Origin of the sequence: Calothrix sp. PCC 7507, from assembly GCF_000316575.1 — a bacterium.
Taxonomy (GTDB): Bacteria; Cyanobacteriota; Cyanobacteriia; order Cyanobacteriales; family Nostocaceae; genus Fortiea.
The window spans coordinates 1,491,945-1,511,966 of sequence record NC_019682.1 but is presented as its reverse complement, the minus strand read 5'-3'; the positions used below and the strand labels follow the sequence as shown (position 1 = coordinate 1,511,966).

The following is a 20,022-nucleotide window of genomic DNA, read 5'->3' as shown; positions in this document are numbered from 1 at the left end:
AGCAATGTTGCACCAACAAATTGACCAGAATTTAGCACAAAGAGAAGCATGGGCACTGCGACGACAGTTAGGTATACCCAACAATAAACGCTTGTGGATATTAGCCTGCATGGATGAACGTTTACCTGTAGAGAAAGCGTTAGGAATTGGTGAAGGAGATGCTCATATTTTCCGTAACGCCGGGGGTTTAGTTACCGATGACGCCATTCGGTCAGCTATGTTGACCACCCAATTCTTTGGCACAAAAGAGATTATAGTGATTAACCATACTGAGTGCGGCATGATGACCGCCTCAGGCGACTTTCTTAGCGCGGTATTGCGAAACCAGGGAATTGATGTAGATCAAGTCACCATCGATCCCGCACTACCAGAACTGAAGCTACCAACAGGTGTTTTTTCCAAGTGGATTAAAACGTTTACCGATGTGGACAAAATCTGCACCGAGCAGGTGGAATTGCTGCGTAATTCTCCCTTAATTCCCAGAGAAGTAGTTATACATGGCTACGTCTGGGAAGTAGAGAGTATGAGTTTACGCCGTCCCTATCAACGTCTGAGTGATCAGGTGAACACAGCCGAGGCTATGAAAACCAAGACCACCAGACCAACCGAATCATTAATAGATATTGGGAGTTTAATTGAATGACTCATATTCTAGCGATCGCCGGTAGTCCATCCCATCCCTCCAGAACCTATGGCATTCTGGAATACGCCACCAAGCTTTTAAAGCAAGAAGGCTTGGATATAGACCTGATTTCAGTACGTGATTTTCCGGCTGAAGATTTGATTTTTGGACGCTATGATAGTCCGGCATTAGAAGCGCCAAAAGCCTCATTAGCCAAAGCAGATGCTGTGATTATTGCCACCCCAATCTACAAAGCATCTTACACAGGCGTATTGAAAGCCTTCTTAGATTTACTGCCACAAAAATCATTGACAGGAAAAGTCGTATTACCCATCGCCACAGGTGGGACAATCGCTCATTTATTAGCAGTTGAATATGCCCTAAAACCCATCTTATCCGAATTAGGAGCGCGGCATATACTGTCTACGATTTATGCTGTAGACAAGCAAATTCAGCGACAAGATGATGGCAGTTTGCGATTAGATGAAGAACTTGAGCAAAGACTCAATGAAGTTCTCAAAGAATTAGTCAAAGCTGTAAAACGTTCCCCAGAATTAGCTCATGTCAATTAAATCAGTTAACAGTTAACAGAAATCAGCGACATATATAGGAATCCGGTTTGATTTTTGAACAAATCTAAGTATCTGTAGGGAAGCCACCCTTGTGCGCGGTGAGCGCAGCCACACGTGCGGCTCTGCCGCCGGGTGGACTGCCGAATCCGGAGGAGTTTCCCGCGTTGAGAGGAGTGGCGTTGGGCATTGCCCACCACCACTTGCTTGAAGCCGGGAAACTCTAGCCGAGCAGTAACTCCCCTACGTGTATTTCAAAAATCAAAAGTAGCCCTATCATGGGGGATTTCAACCCAGCCATGCTTGTGGGACGTGATAACTGTTATTTAATCAAGTTTATACCTCCGTTCATAATGTAGCAGATAGATATATTCTATCTATCTGCTATTTCCCTCTAATATTTATTTATCATTCATCACTTCTCTGTAATACTAATTTACTCAAAGAAGGCTGCAGATTTCTATTTAATTTTTAAAATATATGTGGTAATCCGCCGAAACCTTGATATGGTGGGCATTGCCAAACCTAAACTACTTATTTAAATCTTGAACGCCATGAAAAATATACCAGATTTCTCCTAACCTCTGCCTGTAGTAGATGGGTATTCTTCACCCATCTACTACTTTCCTCAAATTTAAGGCAGGCAATTATAATGTTAGGAAGTATCTCTAGTTTGTCGGCAAGATTGTTTACAATTAGCTAACATCTGTAAATTTCTATGAAGCAGGAACCTGACTTTCTATCGGAACTATGCGATTTCCTATATCCTAGAAGTTCATATTATGGTCATTTTAAGCCAGAGTATTTAGTGTTTAATGCTAATCTCCAGGAGTTTTCTCAGAGAGTCAGCTATATTTGTAATCTCCAAACTGGCGGTAAACTCTCACCAGAAGAGGCTTATCAAGAAATTCACCTCCTCTGGAAACAGTTAAAACGTGCCAAAAAAGAATTAGAGATTGGGTGAATTATCTACGGCTGTTAAGTGATAATGCCAATATTTTTAACAGTTTTTATCGAAGAACTTGAGTATTTTAAATATCAAGTTTAGGGATGAAACATGGTATTAAACTTGATTCAATGTAGCTGCCATTCTTTGTAGCTTTCTGCCTACTTCTTCCATTGTGTAGAAGAAAGTAAAAAATCTGAGTAGCTCATCTATCGGATCATTTTCTCCCTTGATTTCTGGCAGACGATTTAATCTCTCGGTGGCATTAGTGAGGGCAATTTCTATATCAGGCAAAGATACATAGGACTCCTGTGACTTAACGGCTGTTGCTAGTCCTAGCATGGTGGATTGAGTTTCCTGTGCCAGATTGGTAATTTGGGGTGAGAGAATTTGCCAAAAAGTATCTTGCTCTCGCGCCAAGATGGTATGTTCCATCGTCAATATGTGTTCCCAAATTCTGCGAATCAGAAATTCCCAAGCTTCATTCACTCGTGTTTCTGGCGGCTCATTTGTTCGCCCTTGTCTGACTTCCTTCCATAACTCCTGTCCTTTAATTAATGAACTAATGATGCTTGTTTTCAACACATCCACAGTAGGGCGATCATAAGTTCCTGTTAACGCACCTTCGACAACCAAGCCATAAAACTGTTCTAAATTAACCAATGTTTGAGAGAGACAACGCCTCAATTCTGATCCAGCAGAGGCAGGAAAAAATAAGTTATTCACCAACAGCGCAACGCCAATACCCAAAAGGGTTTCGAGAAATCTGCCCCAAGCATATAGCCACGGAGATTGATTGTGGGCCAAAATAACGATCGCTGACACATATCCCGCTAGCTTTGCTGCCTCATTGAATTGCCAGTAGGAGGTGAGAAAGATGGTGATAGACACACACACTCCCAATGACCAGACATTACTACCCAGTGTAATCACAAAGATAGCTCCACTGATCGCACCAATTGCCGTCCCAATTAATCTTTGCATTCCTAACTTGAGGGTGCTGCCATGAGTAGAAGCCATGACAATAATGGCAGCAATCACGGCGTAGAAGGGGTATTCCGATCGCAACGCTTGAGCAATAGCGAAAGAGATTGCCGATGCTATGGCTGTTTTTAGCGCCATTTTACCCAGCAGCATCGTTGACATCCCCTTGCTCGTAGCAGCCCAAGTTGTCAAGATTGTCATCAATTTTAGTCGCAGCGATCGCTTTTGGTGGCTGGTGGCACTAGCAGAGGTTTTGTCCATGCGTAATATAGCGTGATTCAGAAAAACAAGAATCTATTCTTTTAACTTTTTGATAGATGCAATGTATGATGTCTGTAATTTTGAATTGATTGTTACCGTGATAAATTTTTCCATTTGAGCCAAATTCCACGGTTTCCAAACTCCCAAAATTTTCTATGAAACTCTACTACGTCACGTTGAATAATATAGACGAAGCCCGTCAGATTGGACGAGCATTATTAGAGCAACAGCTAGCAGTTTGTGTCAACTGGTTTCCCATTACCTGCGCCTATCGTTGGCAAGGAGAAATTACAGAGGAACCAGAAGTAGTGCTGATCGTGAAAACTCAAGATGGTTATGAGAATGAGATCGAGCAGTTGATTCGCCAGCAAATTAGCTACACCAACTTTATTGCAGAGATTTCACCCACAGCGATTAATCCTGGATTTCTTGATTGGTTAAATGCTGAAGTCCCGCTAAAAACCTTGTACAGTAGCCCAATATAGTAGTCCGCTTTGATTTTTGAAATTATTTGCGTAGTCAGGGACTGGGGACTAGGGATTGGGGACTGGGTAAGAAAGGATATGAGGTGTACTGAATTTGTTCAGAAATCAAATAGGAGTCCTATATAAGCAAAAAACATTCATTACAAGTAATATCATTTTTGGAGTTTACTTATGGCGATTCTCCGATTAGAAGATGGAACGCTGCATACTGATATTCAAGACATTGCCCATGAATTAGCACCCTTAAATATTCAACTTAATTATTGGTCTGTGGGCAATCATCCCGAATTGCAGCGGTTGCTGGCACAGGACAGTCTCAATGATGCAGAAAAAGACCAAGTACTAAAAGCCCTAGATAGTTATTTTGAGCAGCTGCAACAAACAGCAGGCTATCAATCTCGCGATCTAATTGTTCTACATCCAGGGGTTCCTAACCTCAATGAGTTGTTAGCCAAGTTTGAGCCAATTCACACCCATGCAGATGATGAAGTCCGCTACATCATTGATGGAGAGGCAGTTTTTGGCTTTGTGCGTCCTGATGGTAGCCAGGTAGAACTGACTGTACAACCAGAAGAGTATATTAACGTACCGGCACTGACCGAGCATTGGTTTTATCTCACCCCAGCACGGCGAATTAAAGCAATACGCTATTTCATTAACACTGAAGGCTGGATACCACAGTACACAGGTAAAAATTCAAAATTCAAAATTCAAGAAAGTTTCAGATAAGGATTTAACCTTTAACTTGGAGCGAAGCGATCGTGAGACGAGTTGTTTTTTGCGACTTTGACGGTACTATCACAGTTGAGGAAACCTTTGTTGCGGTTTTGAAAAAATTTGCTCCAGAACTTTCTGCAAAGTTGTTACCCGAAATCTACGAACGACGGGTAACACTACGAGAGGGAGTCAGGAAAATGCTGGAATCAATACCATCATCACGCTATCCCGAAATTTTGGAATTTACGCAACTCCAGCCAATGCGCCGAGAATTTGTCGAACTGCTAGATTTTCTGGAGTTTCAGGGAGTGCCTTTGGTAGTGGTTTCCGGCGGACTGCGGGGGATGGTAGAAGTGGTTCTCGATAGCCTGGTAAATCGAGTCCACGCTATCCATGCTGTGGATGTCGATACTACTGGCCCTTACTTAAAAGTACACTCTGAATATGAGGGAGGTACAGAAATGATGGCCAAAGTGCAGATTATGGCAAAATATCCGGCATATCAGAAGATTGCGATCGGTGACTCGATTACCGATTTAAATATGGCACTCCAGGCTTCCACTGTATTTGCACGCGATCGCCTAGCTGTATATTTAGATGAACAGCGCAAAACCTACGTTCCCTGGAATAACTTCTTGGATGTGCGCGACTATCTAGCAAAATTGTGGAACAAGGCTTAATCTAATGACCACTCTAGCCGATCCCCGTCTTGAACTCATTACTACTGCCCGTCACTTTTATCAGCAGGGTTGGATGGTGGGAACTGCGGGAAACCTCTCCACTCGCTTAAGCGATGGTAGCTTCTGGATTACAGCTAGTGGTCGGTCTAAAGGAGAATTATTACCCAGTGATTTTGTTCGCATCTATCCCAATGGCGGGATAGAACAATCATCAGCTGACTTAAAGCCTTCCGCAGAAACTGCTATTCACCAAATACTTTATCGCCTCTTTCCCACAGCACAAACTTGTTATCATGTCCACTCAATTGAAGCTAATTTAGTTTCTCGTTTTGTTTCCAGCGATTCCTTACCCTTACCACCTTTAGAAATGCTCAAAGGTTTCGGCTTATATGAAGAAAATCCCAACTGTATAATTCCCCTCTTTGCTAACCATTTACAGGTTTCTAGTATTGCATCTGAGATTAAAGAACGCTTTACACTCCATCCCCCAAAAATACCCGCCCTACTCATCCGTGACCACGGTGTCACAGTTTGGGCTTCTTCCCCCACCACAGCCCGTAACTACATTGAGTTAGTCGAATACATCTTCCGCTACATGGTCGCCGCTCGTAGTATAGGAAGTGAATAAATTTTGGATTTTGGATTTTGGATTTTAGATTGAGCCACGTCGCACGCCACTTGCTTTATGCCGGGGAACCCGTCCACCGCAGTGGCTTATAAATGCAGGGGCTTCAATCAAGAATTTTAGATTTTGGATTGATTCTCGCGTTTAAATTCACTGGCTCTCAGATATTTTTAAAATCTTGGATTTTGAATCAATTCTATTTGACTCTTGACAAATGACAAATAACAAATAACAAATGACAAACCAAACCATTCGCGTTGTTGCCCGTATAGTGGCTTTACCCGACAAAGTAGAAGCACTCAAAGCTGTTCTACTGGAGCTAATTGCACCAACAAGACAAGAAGCAGGTGCTATCAGGTATGAACTTTTGCAAAACCAATCTGACCCGACAGACTTCACTTTTGTAGAGGAATGGTCTTCTAATGAAGCTCTTGACGCTCATCTAGCCTCTCCCCATCTTCAAACGGGAATCACCAAACTAGACGGTTTAGTTGCTGCTCCCCCCGACATTCGTCGCTATCATCTTTTGGCATAAATCAGGGAATGTGGTATTTGTCCCCATGCCAAATTCCGATTAATTTCCAGATTGAAGCGATCGCACCAGAACAAGTGCTGCATTCTGAAGTATGTTAATCCACAGGCATTAATCTAAAATTCTCAAGATGCAACATCGATGTGCCAACTGCTGGGAATGAATTGCAATGTTCCAACCGATATTTGCTTTTCTTTTGAAGGATTTTCTGCACGGGGAGGAAAAACTGACGATCATAGCGATGGTTGGGGTATTGTTTTTTTTGAAGAAAAAGGATGTCGGATTTTTTTAGATGCCAAACCCTCTGTCACCTCGCCAGTAGCAGATTTGGTGCGACGCTATCCCATCCACTCGAAACATGTCATTGCTCATATCCGCAAAGCCACTCAGGGTAAAATTGCCCTCCAAAACTGTCACCCTTTCCAACGGGAACTGTGGGGAAGGTATTGGGTGTTTGCCCACAACGGCAATTTGCCAGATTTTGATCCAGAAAACATGGGTTTTTATCAAGCTGTCGGCAACACTGATAGTGAAAAAGCATTCTGTGTAATTTTAGAAACATTACGACAAAGCTTTCCTGAAGGTAAGCCACCCCTAGAAAAACTCTACCCTGTTCTAAAAAAAGTAACTGAACATCTGGCAGAGCAAGGTATATTTAACTACTTATTGTCAGATGGAGAACATTTTTTTGCCCACTGCTCAACTAAACTTAATTACATTGTGCGACAAGCACCTTTTGCCGCTGCCCATTTGATTGATCAGGACATGACTGTAGATTTTCGGGAATTGACCTCACCAAGCGATCGCGTCGCTGTTATTGCTACTACTCCCCTGACTGACAATGAAATCTGGACACCAATTAAACCAGGAGAATTGTTAGTCTTTCAAGACGGCTTACCACTATCCAATTAGACATTTTCCTCATCAGCAAAATCGAACTTATACCAATTTGCCAAAAAAATGCGCCGGATAAATTGTAGGGGTGGGGTTTCCCCGCCCTTCAAGATCATCCATGTGTCACAAACATTATTTAAATTGGTATTACTTTTGTCTCACGTCAGGGAACTCTAGCAATAAGGTTCAGTGAGCGAGATAGCGCGTCTGTTAGCCAAACTTACGATAGCAACAGGCGTGTAGTTATTGCGAGCTGCTCTGAACCTTGTTGTAAACACCATTTGAGGTTTTGAGGATCGGCTGATGGATAAATCAATTATTCAGTTGGTTGACGAGCTACCGACTGACAATATTACCGTCAAAGTTTTAAAGGCACTGGATTATGTAGCACCAGGTGAGTGGAATAATGTAGTCGGTTTTGACAACAGCATCCGGGCAATCACTGGCGAAAGTGATGCTAAAGTCATTCAGAGAATACGCGATCGCGCTACTAACCTATATCAAGATCCTCAAAAAGGCTACCAGGCTGCAATCAAGCTTTATCAAACTATTGACAAAGCAGATACAGCTATGGCAGCAGCGGCTTTGGCTAACAAAGTTGGTGAAAAAATCGGCTTTCTCTCTTTCTTAAGCAAAATTACTCCTAAAGCAGACATAACTCAAAGTATTGATTTAGTACTAAAAATTGCTGTTGAAATTATTGCCTTCTCCAAACTGAATGGCATTCCCCAACCTAACCCCCAAGAGTTTGCTAATTCTCTCGCTAACAACTATAAAAATGCCTCTCTAATGCGAATGGGAGCATTAGTTTGTATAGATGGAATTCTCCCATTAGGCCCCGATTTTCTCAGCAAAATTCAGGGAATTATTAGCGGTGCTGATACCAGCATCATATCTCAAAACCCTGTTTTTCAAGCTGTTCAGAACTCTCTACCAGGGAATAACCCTAGTGAGAAATTTGGTTTTATCACTCAGGCTTTCAACTCTGTTCAAGGCTGGATGAATAACTTAGTATCTAAAACAGGCATCACCCCACAATCAATTTTTAATAGTGTGGGTAATTTCATCCAAGTTGCTGATGACAACTTAGATTTTGTAGCAGCCTTCTTAGATCAAACCACTAATTACTATGAGCATACAGGGATTCAAACTGTAGCTCAGAGCTTAATTTTGGCAGCATATGCTTTAGTCAAAGAAGAAAATCAACAAGAAGCACAACAACAGCCCCGCCAAGATGTCTCACCTGCCGTCAAGTCTGATTCCAATCAATATGTAGTGGGCAAAACGATAGAAGTTTGGGATAGTGAAGAAGCAGACTGGTATCAAGCAAATATTGAGAAGATTGAAAAAGATCAATTCTTTATTCACTACATCGGTTATGGTTCATCCTATGATGAATGGGTTGGTGAGGATGAAATTCGCACCCGCGCGCTTGAATCATCCAATGATAGTGGATATACAGTGGGTCAAAAAGTAAAAGCGTGGGATGAAGACGATGAAGATTGGTATTCTGCCACTATTGAGAAAATTCAAGGTAAGCAATTCTTTATTCATTATATTGGTTATGACTCATCCGATGACGAATGGGTTAATCAGGATGTAATTCGCTAACTCAAGTTAAACCACATATATTTTGAGAACCATAGTTTTTAAAAGTAGGGGGAGCATCTTGCTCCCTACTAGTAGTAGCGGGCAAGATGCCCGCACTCCAGATTTCAAAATGGACAAGGTTTAATTTGACATTAGTCAGTCCTGAGTTAACCAAATATTATTCCCCATTTAGAAAGTCTAAATGGGGAATTTTATTTTCATGGGGAATTTTATTTTCGTCTCTAGATTATTTACCAACTAATTATACTTTTTACCAACTTTTTTGATACCAATTAATTTGAATTTTTTACTAATTTAGTTGGTATTTTCTATCAATTTAAAACTTATTTATATCGGTATTGCTATAGTTAATTGCCTCATGTATTTTCAATATATAGGAATCATATTTGATTTCTGAAAAAATCTCCGTATTTGTAGGGTGCGTTAGGACGGAGTCCGTAACGCACCAAAGTCTTAGGACGGTGCGTTACGCTACCCTACGGGAAAGCTAACACACCCTACGTATATTTCAAAAATCAAATACTAGTCCTATATAAAGGCTGGAAATTCCTATTAGCTTTTGTAAAAAATAGCAAAAAATGTATTTATAAAGACATCCTCCAAAATTTCCAATGGATACTATTCAACTATTCATACTTATCATCATTTTTTTTCTCACAAGCGTTATCAGCGTCATTACAGGAAGTACTTCCCTGATTACCGTTCCAGCGATGTTGCAATTGAGTATTGAACCACGCACTGCTCTTGCAACCAATATGATGGCATTAACTTTTATGAGTGTAGGAGGTACATTACCTTTTATTGGTAAAAGAGCAATTGATAGCAGTCGTGTGCCTCTACTGATTGTCCTCACGTTTTTAGGCTCAATTATTGGCGCGTTACTTGTTCTAGTTGTGCCTGTAAAATCAATGCCTCTGATTATCTCAATTTTGATGATTATAGTTGCCACATTTTCAATTACTAATCGTAATGCTGGAATAGTTTCACCGACAAAAACACCATCACTAATAGCAGAAACATCTGGATACGTGGCAACTTTTGTACTTGGTATTTATGGAGGTTTCTTTAGCGGTGGCTACGTCACAATGCTCACAGCAGCCTATGTTTCATTTTTTCGCATGACTTTTGTTGGAGCAATAGCAAACACAAAGTTTATCAATATCTTTTCTTCGTTGGTTGCGACTATCATCTTTATTACACGTGGGATAGTCGATTATAAATTAGGTATTATGCTGAGTATTACTATGTTCATCGGTGGCATTGTTGGCTCAAGAGTCGCCCTTAAACTTAGCAATATCTGGTTGCGGCGGATTTTTCTGACTACAGTGATTACTCTAGCGTTTAAGACTTTGCTTGACTTTGTGGCACGCTAAAGGATTGCTAAAAAATACATTACCTAATAAATATCAGTTCAATAGATAACTACAAATATTTTATTTTTGCAGGGTAATAAGATAAGTTTAAATATATAGCATTTTCTAGTCTGGTGAGGTGCAAATTTATCTGCGTTTATCCGCGTCCATCCTCTTCTATCAGCGGTTAATTCTTTTTGTCTGTACCTCACCAATGTGGGAATTGCTATATAAGCTGATGTGCAGCTAAATTTTATCAGACGAAAACGTAAAATTATTATAGTGCGGGCAGCGTTCGACTGACTTGTACTGACTTGTGCCGAGCGGAGCCGAGATACCGTTGTCGTACCACTTCGTGGCAGCAAGCTACGCGTAGCGTCCCGCAGGGAAGTCTTGCCAGCTACTACTAGTAGGGAGCAAGATGCTCCCCCTACTTTTAAAAACTATGGTTCTCAAAATAGATGTGGTTTATCATGCACTGATTACTATTAAAAGTCAGGGAAAAAGATTTTATTAACGTTTGCTACTTTGAATCTGATCGAAAATTGCCTTATTGTCAAAGAATTTTTTTTGCACTCTATTCCAGCCTCCTAAATCTACAACTGAAAACAGCCGATCAACTTTAGGAAACTGCTTTTCAACTTCACGAGCCACAGTTTGGTCAACTGGTCTAAACCCAACTTTAGTAAATTCTCGTTGCGCTTCCGGGGTGAACAGGAACTCGGCAAACGCTTCAGCCACCTCGCGCGTACCGTGCTTATTGACATTCTTATCAACTATTGCAACTGGGTTATCAATAGAGAGGTTGAGCTTAGGAATCACGTAAGAAGAAGCTCCCTGACCTGTTTGTTTTGCCCAAATTACCTCATTTTCATAATTAATCAATACATCTCCTTGACCTTTCTTGAAAAAAGTCTCGGTGGCTTCCCGGGCGCTTTTGGGTAAAATGGGAGAATTTTTGTAAACTTGGCTGACGTATTCGCGGGCTTTGTTTTCGCTACCACCTATCTGAGTCACTGTTCCCCACAAAGTGAGAAAATTCCATCGCCCCAGTCCAGAAGTTTTAGGGTGGGGTGTAATTACTTTGATTCCTGGTTTCGCTAAATCAGCCCAAGTCTGGATATTTTTCGGATTACCGGGACGGGTTTCTAAGGCCACTACTGAACGAGTGACTATACTTCCATTTGGCAGTTCTCGATCCCATCCAGCCTCAATCAAACCTGCGTCCTGAATTGTTTTGACATCTAGGGCCAAAGACAAACCAACTACATCAGCTTCTAACCCATTAATTACAGCTTGAGCCTGGGAACCAGAAGCACCATAGCTTTGCTTAAAAACTACATCCTGACCTTTTTCTCGCTTCCATTTCGCTACAAACTGAGGAATGATTTTTTCGTAGGCGGCTTGCGTTACGGAAAAAGAAACTAAGTTCAACTGGACATTATTAGACTTTTGGCTAATTAGTAGAGTCTTTTGCTGAGATTGTAGAGTTGGAGAGGTATTAGCGATCGCACCATTAGGAATACCCAAACTTAAACCAACGCCTGCTACCATCAGTAAAGCAGATGTCTTTGTTGAAGTCGGTTTCAAGGGTAGAAATAGTTGACTGACAAAACCTAAAATTTCTGAATTAGCCAATTTGAGGAATTTCAGCTTTTCGGGTGGAAAATATTTCATGAGCTACTATCTTGACTAGAGGCTAGACAAAAGTATTAGAGAGCAGAGAATTTCGAGAAGGCTGATAGGTAACTCCTCTGCTATCTCTTGCTCTCAATGGGTAATACTGCTTTTTGTTGGGTTGATGTCTGCAACTAAAAGTGGATAAAAACTATTAATGAATTAGCGTTTTCCACTTTGAATTTTGTCAAAGATTGCACCATCATCAAAGAATTTTTTCTGCACACCATCCCAGCCGCCTAAGTCTCCGACTGTATAAAGTTTGGAGATTTTGGGGAATTTACTTCCTACTTCTTTTGCCACAGTGGAATTAACTGGTCGAAAACCAACTTTAGCAAACTCGCGTTGTGCTTCTGGAGTGAACAAGAACTTGACGAAAGCTTCGGAAACTTCGCGAGTACCGTGCTTATCGACATTCTTATCCACAACTGCTACTGGAGCATCTATGGAAATGTTGACTCCGGGAACTTCGTAAGATGTGTCTGTCTTTCCTTGTTGTGCGGCTAAGATGACTTCGTTTTCGTAGTTCAGCAGCACGTCTCCCTGACCTTTTTTGTAGAAGACATCGCTAGATTCCCGTGCATCTTTGGGTAACACCGCAACGTTCTTAAAGACTTGGGTAACGTAGTCTAGTGCTTTGGCATCATTACCACCATTTTTAGCGATCGCACCCCACAAAGCCAAGAAATTCCACCTCGCACCACCAGAAGTCTTGGGGTTGGCGGTGACAATCTTAATTCCTGGTTTGGTTAAATCTGCCCAAGTTTTAATCTTTTTCGGATTACCTGCACGGGTTTCTAGAGCAACCACTGAGTGAGTAACGATTGAGTTATTCGGCAGTTTTTTCTCCCAACCTGGCTTAATCAAGCCTGCTTGTTCAATTTTTTTTGTATCTAACGCCAGTGCTAGTGCTACAACATCTGCTGATAACCCATCAATCACTGCACGGGTTTGAGAGCCAGAACCACCATAGCTCTCCCGAATCACTACATCTTGTCCTTTGTCTTTCTTCCACTTAGCCACAAACTGGGGAATGATTTTCTCATAAGCAGCTTTCGTCACAGCATAAGAAACCAAGGTGATTTCTTTGCTGCCTTTTTGGCTAATGAGTTGAGTTTTCTGCTTAACAGACTCAGCTTGTGAAGCTGTAGTTGTTGCATAAACAGGAAGCAAAGTGCTTAAGCCTAAGCCCGCTGCTAATAGTAAAGCTGAGGTTTGCGTTGAAGAAGCTTTGAACTGTGTTGATAGTTGCTGCACTGTTCTTAAAACTTGTGAATTTACCACTTGGATAAATTTCGGCTTATTTGGTGCTTGGTGTGTCATGGAATACGATTTGCTCAATAATTAATTTAAACAACGCAAACTCTATCAGAGTACAGTGGTATACTCTTCTATGAAAAAACAGAGTATCAGATGGTACTAGACAAATCAAGAGGTTTATTACACAAAAACTCCGCTTTATCTATCGGGAAATGCGGACATAATTCGTTGATTCGGAATTAACGAATTTATGGATTAACAACACTATGATTTAGGACTCACGCATTGACAGGAAAAACTAAACATGCATTGTTTTAAAATCACACATATCTTAGGGGCACAGCACTGCTGTGCCCTCCTCGTGAGTCTGTTTAATTAATTTGTACAGTGCGTAAGTCCTAACTATTTAAAATCAGAGTATTTTTAATTGCACAGAGAACTGCTAGAATCACCCTATTCTTTACCAAGAAGACGCAGTTTTTTTCTTGCATTTTCTAGGTGATACCTGCAATCATCTATTAGCATAAAGTGTATATACGGTATTTATCTCAAATAACCGTAGATTTTATAGAGGAGAATTTGGCATGAATTTTTGGCAGCGCCCCCTGAAGCGATCGCAATTAATCACTGAGCGGATCACACATCGGTTCAGGCTCAATTCGCTCAAAGGCTTTGTATCACTCTTTTTGGTAGGGACAGTCTTGAGTGTGGCGCTAGCAGCCTGCTCCGGTGGGAACGGAGGTAATTCTAGCACTGAAACCCCAGCAGCTAGTCCGGCGGCTGCCAACAAACAAAATGTGGAACTAACACTAGTTTCTTTTGCAGTCACCAAAGCAGCTCACGAAGCCATTATTCCCAAGTTTATAGACAAGTGGAAGCAAGAACATAACCAAACTATCACCTTCAAGCAAAGCTATGGCGGTTCTGGTTCTCAAACTCGTGCTGTCATTGATGGTTTAGAAGCAGATGTTGTCCACTTAGCACTAGCTGGAGATACCCAAAAGATTGAGAAAGCAGGACTAATTCAGCCTGGATGGGAGAAAGAAGTTCCTAACGACGGCATTGTTTCTAAATCGGTAGCAGCATTAATTACTCGCCCAGGAAACCCTAAAGGTATCAAAACCTGGACAGATTTACAAAAAGACGGAGTCAAACTGATTACCGCCGATCCCAAAACTTCCGGGATTGCCAAGTGGAATTTCCTAGCGCTGTGGAATTCTGTGATTAAAACTGGTGGCGATGATACTAAAGCCACTGCATTTGTGACCAAAGTTTATAACAATGTACCAATCCTAACCAAGGATGCCCGTGAAGCCACGGATACATTCGCCAAGCAGGGTCAAGGAGATGCCTTGATCAACTATGAAAACGAAATTATCTTGGCACAACAAAAGGGACAAAAAGTTGAGTATGTCATTCCTGATGTGAATATCTCAATTGACAATCCCATTGCTGTAGTAGACAAAAACGTCGATAAGCACGGCACTCGTGAGGTTGCAGAAGCCTTTGTCAAATTCCTCTACACTCCAGAAGCACAACAAGAGTTTGTCAAATTGGGATTCCGAACTGTGGATGAGACATTAGCCCAATCCAAGGAAGTTGCGGATAAATTTCCCAAGGTAAAAACTCTGGGTACAGTCAAAGACTTTGGTGGTTGGGACGCCATAGACAAGAAGTTTTTTGCAGATGGGGGCGTTTTTGATAAGATTCAAGCCCAGAAAAAGCGGTAATTAGTCATTTGTCATTCGTCATTCGTCATTTGTCATTTGTCATTTGTCATTTGTCATTCGTCATTCGTCATTTGTCATTTGTCATTTGTGAACTACAAATCACATGTAGCAGTCCGTTTTGATTTTTGAACAATACGTAGTGGAGCCACCCTCGTTGAGAGGAGTGGCGTTGGACAATGCCCACCAGATAAAGGTTTTGGTGGGCATTGCCCACCCTACAAATACTGGGAATTGGGGGTTGGAATCATAATAATTATTTCCTATTGCCCATAGCCCATTGCCTATACTTCGACTTCGCTCAGTACAAGTTGCCTATTCCCTATTGCCTTTCATTATGACTTTATCTTCTTCTGCACAACTTAACCAGAGAACTCCAGGTTGGAAGGCGTTCTTGATTCAGTTAAATAAGATTCCCTGGACTTGGCGAATCACCATAGGATATCTGACATTCATGTTGTTTTTGCCTATATCGGCGATGTTCCTGAAAGCAAGTACGGAACCCCCGGCTAGGTTTTGGCAAATTGCTACTAGTGAGGTAGCACTGGCAACATACAATGTTACTTTTGTAACTTCGGCATTTGCTGCCCTGCTTAATGGCGTATTTGGGACTCTGATTGCTTGGGTTTTGGTTCGCTATGAATTTCCGTTTAAACGCATCATTGATGCCACTGTAGATTTACCTTTTGCGTTGCCCACTTCAGTTGCGGGGCTAACGCTAGCAACGGTTTATAGTGATAATGGTTGGATTGGTTCATTGCTAGCACCGCTGGGAATTAAAGTATCTTTTACCCGTGTGGGTGTAGCGGTAGCAATGATATTTATCTCCCTACCGTTTGTGGTGCGGACAGTGCAGCCTGTGCTTCAGGAGATGGAACGGGAAACTGAAGAGGCGGCTTGGTCTTTGGGTGCCAGTCAATGGCAAACTTTTTGGAAAGTAATTTTGCCACCTTTATTTCCGACGATTTTGACTGGTGTAGCTTTGGGTTTCTCCCGTGCAGTTGGGGAATATGGCTCAACTGTAATTATCTCTTCTAATACGCCGTTTCAAGATTTGATCGCACCTGTGCTGATTTTCCAGCGATTAGAACAGTATGACTATTCCGGCGCGACTGTCATCGGTGTAGTTCTACTATCAATCTCGTTGGTGCTGCTTTTGGCAATTAATTTATTACAAGCGTGGTCAAGAAGATATGACAAGAGATAACGTAATTCGTAACCGCCCAACTCAGTCAAATCCTAATTTACCTGAAGCCAAACAGCAGAAGAGTTGGGTGCCAGGATTATTAATTGCGATCGCCGTAGGCTATTTATTTCTGGTGCAATATATTCCCGCACTTAACGTTTTTGTTCAAGCGTTTATCAAAGGTACTGGGCCATTTTTTGCTAACTTGACACGCCCCGCCTTTCTCCATGCAGCTGGGCTGACATTCACACTTGCTGTGATATCTGTACCCATAAATGCAGTATTTGGGCTGTGTGCAGCTTGGGCGATCGCTCGCCATAAGTTTCCTGGTCGAGCTATAGTTTTGAGTATCATTGACTTGCCTTTTTCCATCTCGCCTGTAGTCGCTGGATTGATGATTGTGTTGCTTTATGGGCGAAATGGGTGGTTTGGCCCTTGGCTGCAAGATCATGATATTCAAATTATCTTTGCCTTTCCAGGTATGGTACTAGCTACGGCGTTCGTGAGTATGCCCTTTGTCGCTAGAGAAGTGATTCCTGTTTTAGAAGAATTTGGTAAGGATCAAGAAGAAGCAGCCAGAACACTGGGTGCTTCAGATTGGCAGATATTTTGGCGTGTCACCCTACCCAGTATCCGCTGGGGTTTACTCTATGGTTTAATTTTGACCAATGCTAGAGCAATGGGTGAATTTGGAGCGGTTTCTGTGGTATCTGGTAACATTGCTGATAAAACCCAGAGCTTACCACTGTTTGTAGAAGATGCTTATAAACAGTATGAAACCGAAGCAGCTTTCTCTGCGGCTGTGCTGTTAGCGTTGCTAGCAGTAGTAACGTTGGTGTTGAAGGAGATTATCGAACGGAAAACCCGCATTAAAGATGTTGACTAAAACAATTTAGCGGTTAATTCACATATGACTACAGACAACCCACTGACTCGTAAACGAATTCGGGTAAAGATTCCCAAAGACTATCATCAGGAACCCGTGATTTCTCGTCTGGTGTCTGACTACGGACTGACTGTGAACATCACAGCAGCAATTTTGGGCGCTAACGCCGTTGGAGATGGTTGGTTTGATCTGGAACTGCAAGGAACAGATGCACAAATCCAAAGTGCGCTAACCTATCTCCACGACTTAGATTTACAAGTATGGGATGAAAGTAAAACGGGTGATTGGTAATCAGTTAACAGTTAACAGTTAACAGTTAACAGTTAACAGACAAATATTATACTTGCGTAAGTTCTGTTAGTTTATGGGAATTTACGCATTGTTTTTTTGTGGTTTTTGTGTCATCCTCCTTTACATAAGTATTAAATACAGTATTGCGATAGATTTGCCGTAGTTTAAAAACAGCCTAGAAGAGGAGAATCTTGATGAGACTCATATCCAGTCGGGCAAAGTTAAGAAAAACAAAGTTTCTGCAAGCCAACTTTCTGATTTTCTGCCGGATGACTATTGGGAATAAATCTCATGTCTCCCAATAAATTTGCCAAATCTGACCCAGTTTATAGCCGAATTCTAGTGCCGCAGCGGTATTATCGGCAACCTGTGATTTCCCGTTTAGTGTCTCGCTATGGTTTAACTGTTAACATCACAGCAGCATCTCTGGTATCGGGTAGCGAGAGTGATGGCTGGTTTGATCTAGAACTTTCGGGAAATCCTCAGCAATTGACAAATAGTTTGTCTTACTTGCAAGGATTGGGAGTGAATTTGGTACAACTAGCGATCGCCAACCATATTCAACCCAAACAACACAACTTGTCTTTTCCCCATCCAGTAGGGGCAAATTATCAGCCAAATCCCCAGATTCCTACCAAATCTGTATCACTCACAACTCAATGGCAAGCAGAATTCCAGCAATGGATTACTCAAGGACAAAGCAATCGAATACGCTTACAGTTGTGTATCTTGAAAACCTATTCCCAAAAACCCATAATTTCTCAGTTAGTTTCTCGCTATGGGTTAACAGTTAATATTACCAGCGCTCTACTCCAACCAGATATGCAAGATGATGGCTGGTTTGACTTGGATTTGTGGGGTAGAAGCAAGCAACTCCGCTCCAGCTTGAGTTATTTAGAAAAGCTAGGGCTACCAATTTGGCTCGATTGTTCTAGCATTTTAGGCGATCGCCCCTCTAACCCCGAAAAATTCCTATGAAAGCGGTTGACTGTTGACAAATGACCAATGACAAATGACCAACTAAATTTCATAGTACCAAATGTCTTCTTCTCGCAATACAATTCTATGTAGAGAGAGACGGTCAATCAACCCCTCTTGCTCAAACTGCCCCAGAACACGAGTAATTGTCACGCGAGTTGAACCTAGCATTTCTGCCAGGTCTTCATGAGTGAGACGCATATCGATTAAACGCCCCTTTTCCACTTCTGAGCCAAACTTTTTAGATAGCCATGCTAATAACTTGATCAGCATAGTATCTACTTTTTTATGGCTACGAATCACCATCAATTCTTCAGCCTGTTGGATGTGAGCGAGTAGAGTCTCTGTAGGTTGCTCCCATTCCTCTAGTGGTAAGACTGTCGCCTCCACTTTAGTTAAGCACTCCATCTGATATGGTTCCAACTTTGATAACGCTTTGCCAACGATATCTCCTGGTCCCCACAACCCTAGAGCCACAGTGGTACCATCTTCTAGGTAAGTAAAAGTGCGTACAAAACCTGTTTCGATTTTCCAGAGATGATTTTTCTGTTCAGGTAAAAATACTCGGCGTGTAAAAAATTGCTTAGTACTCTTACTGGTTTGATTGGAAACACCTGAGTATAAAGACATTATTGTGTATAACACGAATTTCCGATACACTAACTGTAGTATATATGTATATCAGGTTCTTATAAGCTATGGGTATTGCGATTGAGAACGTTTCTAAGAATTTTGGTTCTTTTAAAGCTGTTGACCAGGTAAATTTAGACTTTAAAACTGGCTCTTTAGTGGCATTATTAGGGCCATCTGGCTCAGGAAAATCGACCTTGCTGCGGATGATTGCGGGTTTAGAAAAGCCTGACTCAGGTGAAATTTGGCTGGTTGGTGAAAATGCTACCCATAAGAGCGTACAAGAACGCAACATTGGATTTCTATTTCAACATTATGCTTTATTTAAGCACTTAACAGTACGTGAAAACATCGGCTTTGCCCTAGAACTCCGCAAGGCGCCTAAACACAGGGTTAAGCAAAGAGCGGATGAACTTCTGGATCTGGTACAGTTGCAAGGACTAGGCGATCGCTATCCTTCACAATTGTCTGGTGGTCAAAGACAAAGGGTGGCATTAGCGCGATCGCTAGCTGTACAACCACAAATCTTGCTGTTAGATGAACCTTTTGGTGCTTTGGATGCCAAAGTCCGCAAAGAACTACGAGCTTGGTTACGGCGTTTGCATGAAGATGTGAATGTGACGACCGTATTTGTTACCCATGACCAAGAAGAAGCAATGGAAGTTGCTGATGAGATTGTGGTCATGAATAAAGGCCGAGTAGAACAAGTAGGCACAACAGCCGAGATTTATGACCATCCAGCATCACCTTTTGTGATGAGCTTTATTGGCCCAGTTAACGTTTTACCTGCTAACTCTGGTCTAAGTCCAGACAATCGTTCTGTCTCTTCCACAGATCAAGTATTTTTACGCCCCCATGATATTTCTATTCAAATCCATGCAGCAGATGAGAGTGCGCCTGCGAAAGTCGACCACATAATTCACCTGGGCTGGGAAATTCGGGTCGAATTACTTTTAGATTTGGGCGTGAGAGTCAATGCTCACCTCAGCCGAGAAGAATTTAATCAACTTGAACTCAAAACAAATCAGCGCGTTTTTGTTAAACCCAAGAAAGCCAGGGTTTTCCCTGCCTATGCTTAGTTATCAGTGAACAGTGAACAGTGAACAGTA

General features: G+C 41.8%; 21 protein-coding genes. 17 read left to right on the top strand and 4 right to left on the bottom strand.

Translation table 11 applies throughout. The features are described 5' to 3' along the window. Window positions 1-4 precede the first annotated feature (4 nt). The 3 genes from CAL7507_RS06700 to CAL7507_RS06690 all read left to right on the top strand — a co-directional run bounded on the left by CAL7507_RS06700 (window position 5) and on the right by CAL7507_RS06690 (window position 2,155). Window positions 5-643, top strand: coding sequence for a carbonic anhydrase (locus tag CAL7507_RS06700; protein WP_015127690.1), 639 nt, complete (start codon window positions 5-7; stop codon window positions 641-643). Next, window positions 640-1,194, top strand: coding sequence for an NADPH-dependent FMN reductase (ssuE, locus tag CAL7507_RS06695; RefSeq protein ID WP_015127689.1), 555 nt, complete (start codon window positions 640-642; stop codon window positions 1,192-1,194). Before CAL7507_RS06700 ends, ssuE begins: the two co-directional genes overlap by 4 nt. A 715-nt stretch (window positions 1,195-1,909) precedes the next feature. Continuing rightward, complete coding sequence (locus tag CAL7507_RS06690) at window positions 1,910-2,155, top strand: hypothetical protein (protein ID WP_015127688.1); 246 nt, start codon at window positions 1,910-1,912, stop codon at window positions 2,153-2,155. 99 nt (window positions 2,156-2,254) lie between these two features. Here the strand turns inward: CAL7507_RS06690 and CAL7507_RS06685 are convergent, their stop codons facing one another. Continuing rightward, window positions 2,255-3,382, bottom strand: a complete 1,128-nt coding sequence (locus CAL7507_RS06685; RefSeq protein WP_015127687.1) for an aromatic acid exporter family protein — start codon at window positions 3,380-3,382, stop codon at window positions 2,255-2,257. Window positions 3,383-3,537: 155 nt separating this feature from the next. Here CAL7507_RS06685 and cutA point away from each other — a divergent pair, with 155 nt between their 5' ends. The 8 genes from cutA (at window position 3,538) to CAL7507_RS06645 (ending at window position 10,299) form a co-directional block, all read left to right on the top strand. Then, window positions 3,538-3,867, top strand: a complete 330-nt coding sequence (gene cutA / locus CAL7507_RS06680; protein WP_015127686.1) for a divalent-cation tolerance protein CutA — start codon at window positions 3,538-3,540, stop codon at window positions 3,865-3,867. Window positions 3,868-4,038: 171 nt separating this feature from the next. Further along, entirely contained in the window at window positions 4,039-4,596 is a 558-nt protein-coding gene (locus tag CAL7507_RS06675; protein ID WP_015127685.1) for an acireductone dioxygenase, read from the top strand. Between the two features lie 32 nt (window positions 4,597-4,628). Continuing rightward, on the top strand, window positions 4,629-5,264 hold the full coding sequence (locus CAL7507_RS06670) for an HAD-IB family phosphatase (protein WP_015127684.1): 636 nt from the start codon (window positions 4,629-4,631) through the stop codon (window positions 5,262-5,264). A 4-nt stretch (window positions 5,265-5,268) separates the two neighbouring features. Beyond that, window positions 5,269-5,892 (top strand): methylthioribulose 1-phosphate dehydratase, encoded by a 624-nt coding sequence (mtnB, locus tag CAL7507_RS06665; RefSeq protein WP_015127683.1) that lies wholly within the window; start codon window positions 5,269-5,271, stop codon window positions 5,890-5,892. Between the two features lie 232 nt (window positions 5,893-6,124). Next, on the top strand, window positions 6,125-6,424 hold the full coding sequence (locus CAL7507_RS06660; RefSeq protein ID WP_015127682.1) for a putative quinol monooxygenase: 300 nt from the start codon (window positions 6,125-6,127) through the stop codon (window positions 6,422-6,424). Between the two features lie 138 nt (window positions 6,425-6,562). After that, window positions 6,563-7,333: a class II glutamine amidotransferase gene (locus CAL7507_RS06655; RefSeq protein ID WP_015127681.1), complete on the top strand. Its 771-nt coding sequence runs from the start codon at window positions 6,563-6,565 to the stop codon at window positions 7,331-7,333. A gap of 285 nt (window positions 7,334-7,618) precedes the next feature. Next, a complete protein-coding gene (locus CAL7507_RS06650) occupies window positions 7,619-8,926 on the top strand; it encodes a hypothetical protein (protein WP_015127680.1) in 1,308 nt (435 codons plus the stop codon). A 611-nt stretch (window positions 8,927-9,537) separates the two neighbouring features. After that, the gene (locus CAL7507_RS06645; protein ID WP_015127679.1) at window positions 9,538-10,299 is read left to right on the top strand and encodes a sulfite exporter TauE/SafE family protein; all 762 of its coding nucleotides are present in this window, start codon (window positions 9,538-9,540) and stop codon (window positions 10,297-10,299) included. Window positions 10,300-10,791: 492 nt separating this feature from the next. Here CAL7507_RS06645 and CAL7507_RS06640 read toward each other — a convergent pair whose 3' ends face one another. Beyond that, window positions 10,792-11,955: a sulfate ABC transporter substrate-binding protein gene (locus tag CAL7507_RS06640; protein ID WP_015127678.1), complete on the bottom strand. Its 1,164-nt coding sequence runs from the start codon at window positions 11,953-11,955 to the stop codon at window positions 10,792-10,794. A gap of 162 nt (window positions 11,956-12,117) precedes the next feature. Continuing rightward, the gene (locus CAL7507_RS06635; RefSeq protein ID WP_015127677.1) at window positions 12,118-13,278 is read right to left on the bottom strand and encodes a sulfate ABC transporter substrate-binding protein; all 1,161 of its coding nucleotides are present in this window, start codon (window positions 13,276-13,278) and stop codon (window positions 12,118-12,120) included. Window positions 13,279-13,799: 521 nt separating this feature from the next. Between CAL7507_RS06635 and CAL7507_RS06630 the strand changes: the two genes are divergently transcribed. The 5 genes from CAL7507_RS06630 (at window position 13,800) to CAL7507_RS06610 (ending at window position 18,283) form a co-directional block, all read left to right on the top strand. Then, window positions 13,800-14,945: a sulfate ABC transporter substrate-binding protein gene (locus tag CAL7507_RS06630; RefSeq protein WP_015127676.1), complete on the top strand. Its 1,146-nt coding sequence runs from the start codon at window positions 13,800-13,802 to the stop codon at window positions 14,943-14,945. A gap of 334 nt (window positions 14,946-15,279) precedes the next feature. After that, entirely contained in the window at window positions 15,280-16,149 is an 870-nt protein-coding gene (gene cysT, locus CAL7507_RS06625) for a sulfate ABC transporter permease subunit CysT (RefSeq protein ID WP_015127675.1), read from the top strand. Further along, a complete protein-coding gene (cysW, locus tag CAL7507_RS06620; protein ID WP_015127674.1) occupies window positions 16,136-17,014 on the top strand; it encodes a sulfate ABC transporter permease subunit CysW in 879 nt (292 codons plus the stop codon). The genes cysT and cysW overlap by 14 nt, the downstream gene beginning before the upstream one ends. A gap of 24 nt (window positions 17,015-17,038) precedes the next feature. After that, complete coding sequence (locus CAL7507_RS06615; protein ID WP_015127673.1) at window positions 17,039-17,305, top strand: NIL domain-containing protein; 267 nt, start codon at window positions 17,039-17,041, stop codon at window positions 17,303-17,305. A 291-nt stretch (window positions 17,306-17,596) separates the two neighbouring features. Then, window positions 17,597-18,283: an NIL domain-containing protein gene (locus CAL7507_RS06610; protein WP_015127672.1), complete on the top strand. Its 687-nt coding sequence runs from the start codon at window positions 17,597-17,599 to the stop codon at window positions 18,281-18,283. Between the two features lie 42 nt (window positions 18,284-18,325). On the opposite strand, the gene CAL7507_RS06605 is transcribed toward CAL7507_RS06610, so the two are convergent. Further along, on the bottom strand, window positions 18,326-18,913 hold the full coding sequence (locus CAL7507_RS06605; protein ID WP_015127671.1) for a Crp/Fnr family transcriptional regulator: 588 nt from the start codon (window positions 18,911-18,913) through the stop codon (window positions 18,326-18,328). A 68-nt stretch (window positions 18,914-18,981) separates the two neighbouring features. Here CAL7507_RS06605 and CAL7507_RS06600 point away from each other — a divergent pair, with 68 nt between their 5' ends. Further along, window positions 18,982-19,992, top strand: a complete 1,011-nt coding sequence (locus CAL7507_RS06600) for a sulfate/molybdate ABC transporter ATP-binding protein (RefSeq protein WP_015127670.1) — start codon at window positions 18,982-18,984, stop codon at window positions 19,990-19,992. Window positions 19,993-20,022 lie beyond the last annotated feature (30 nt).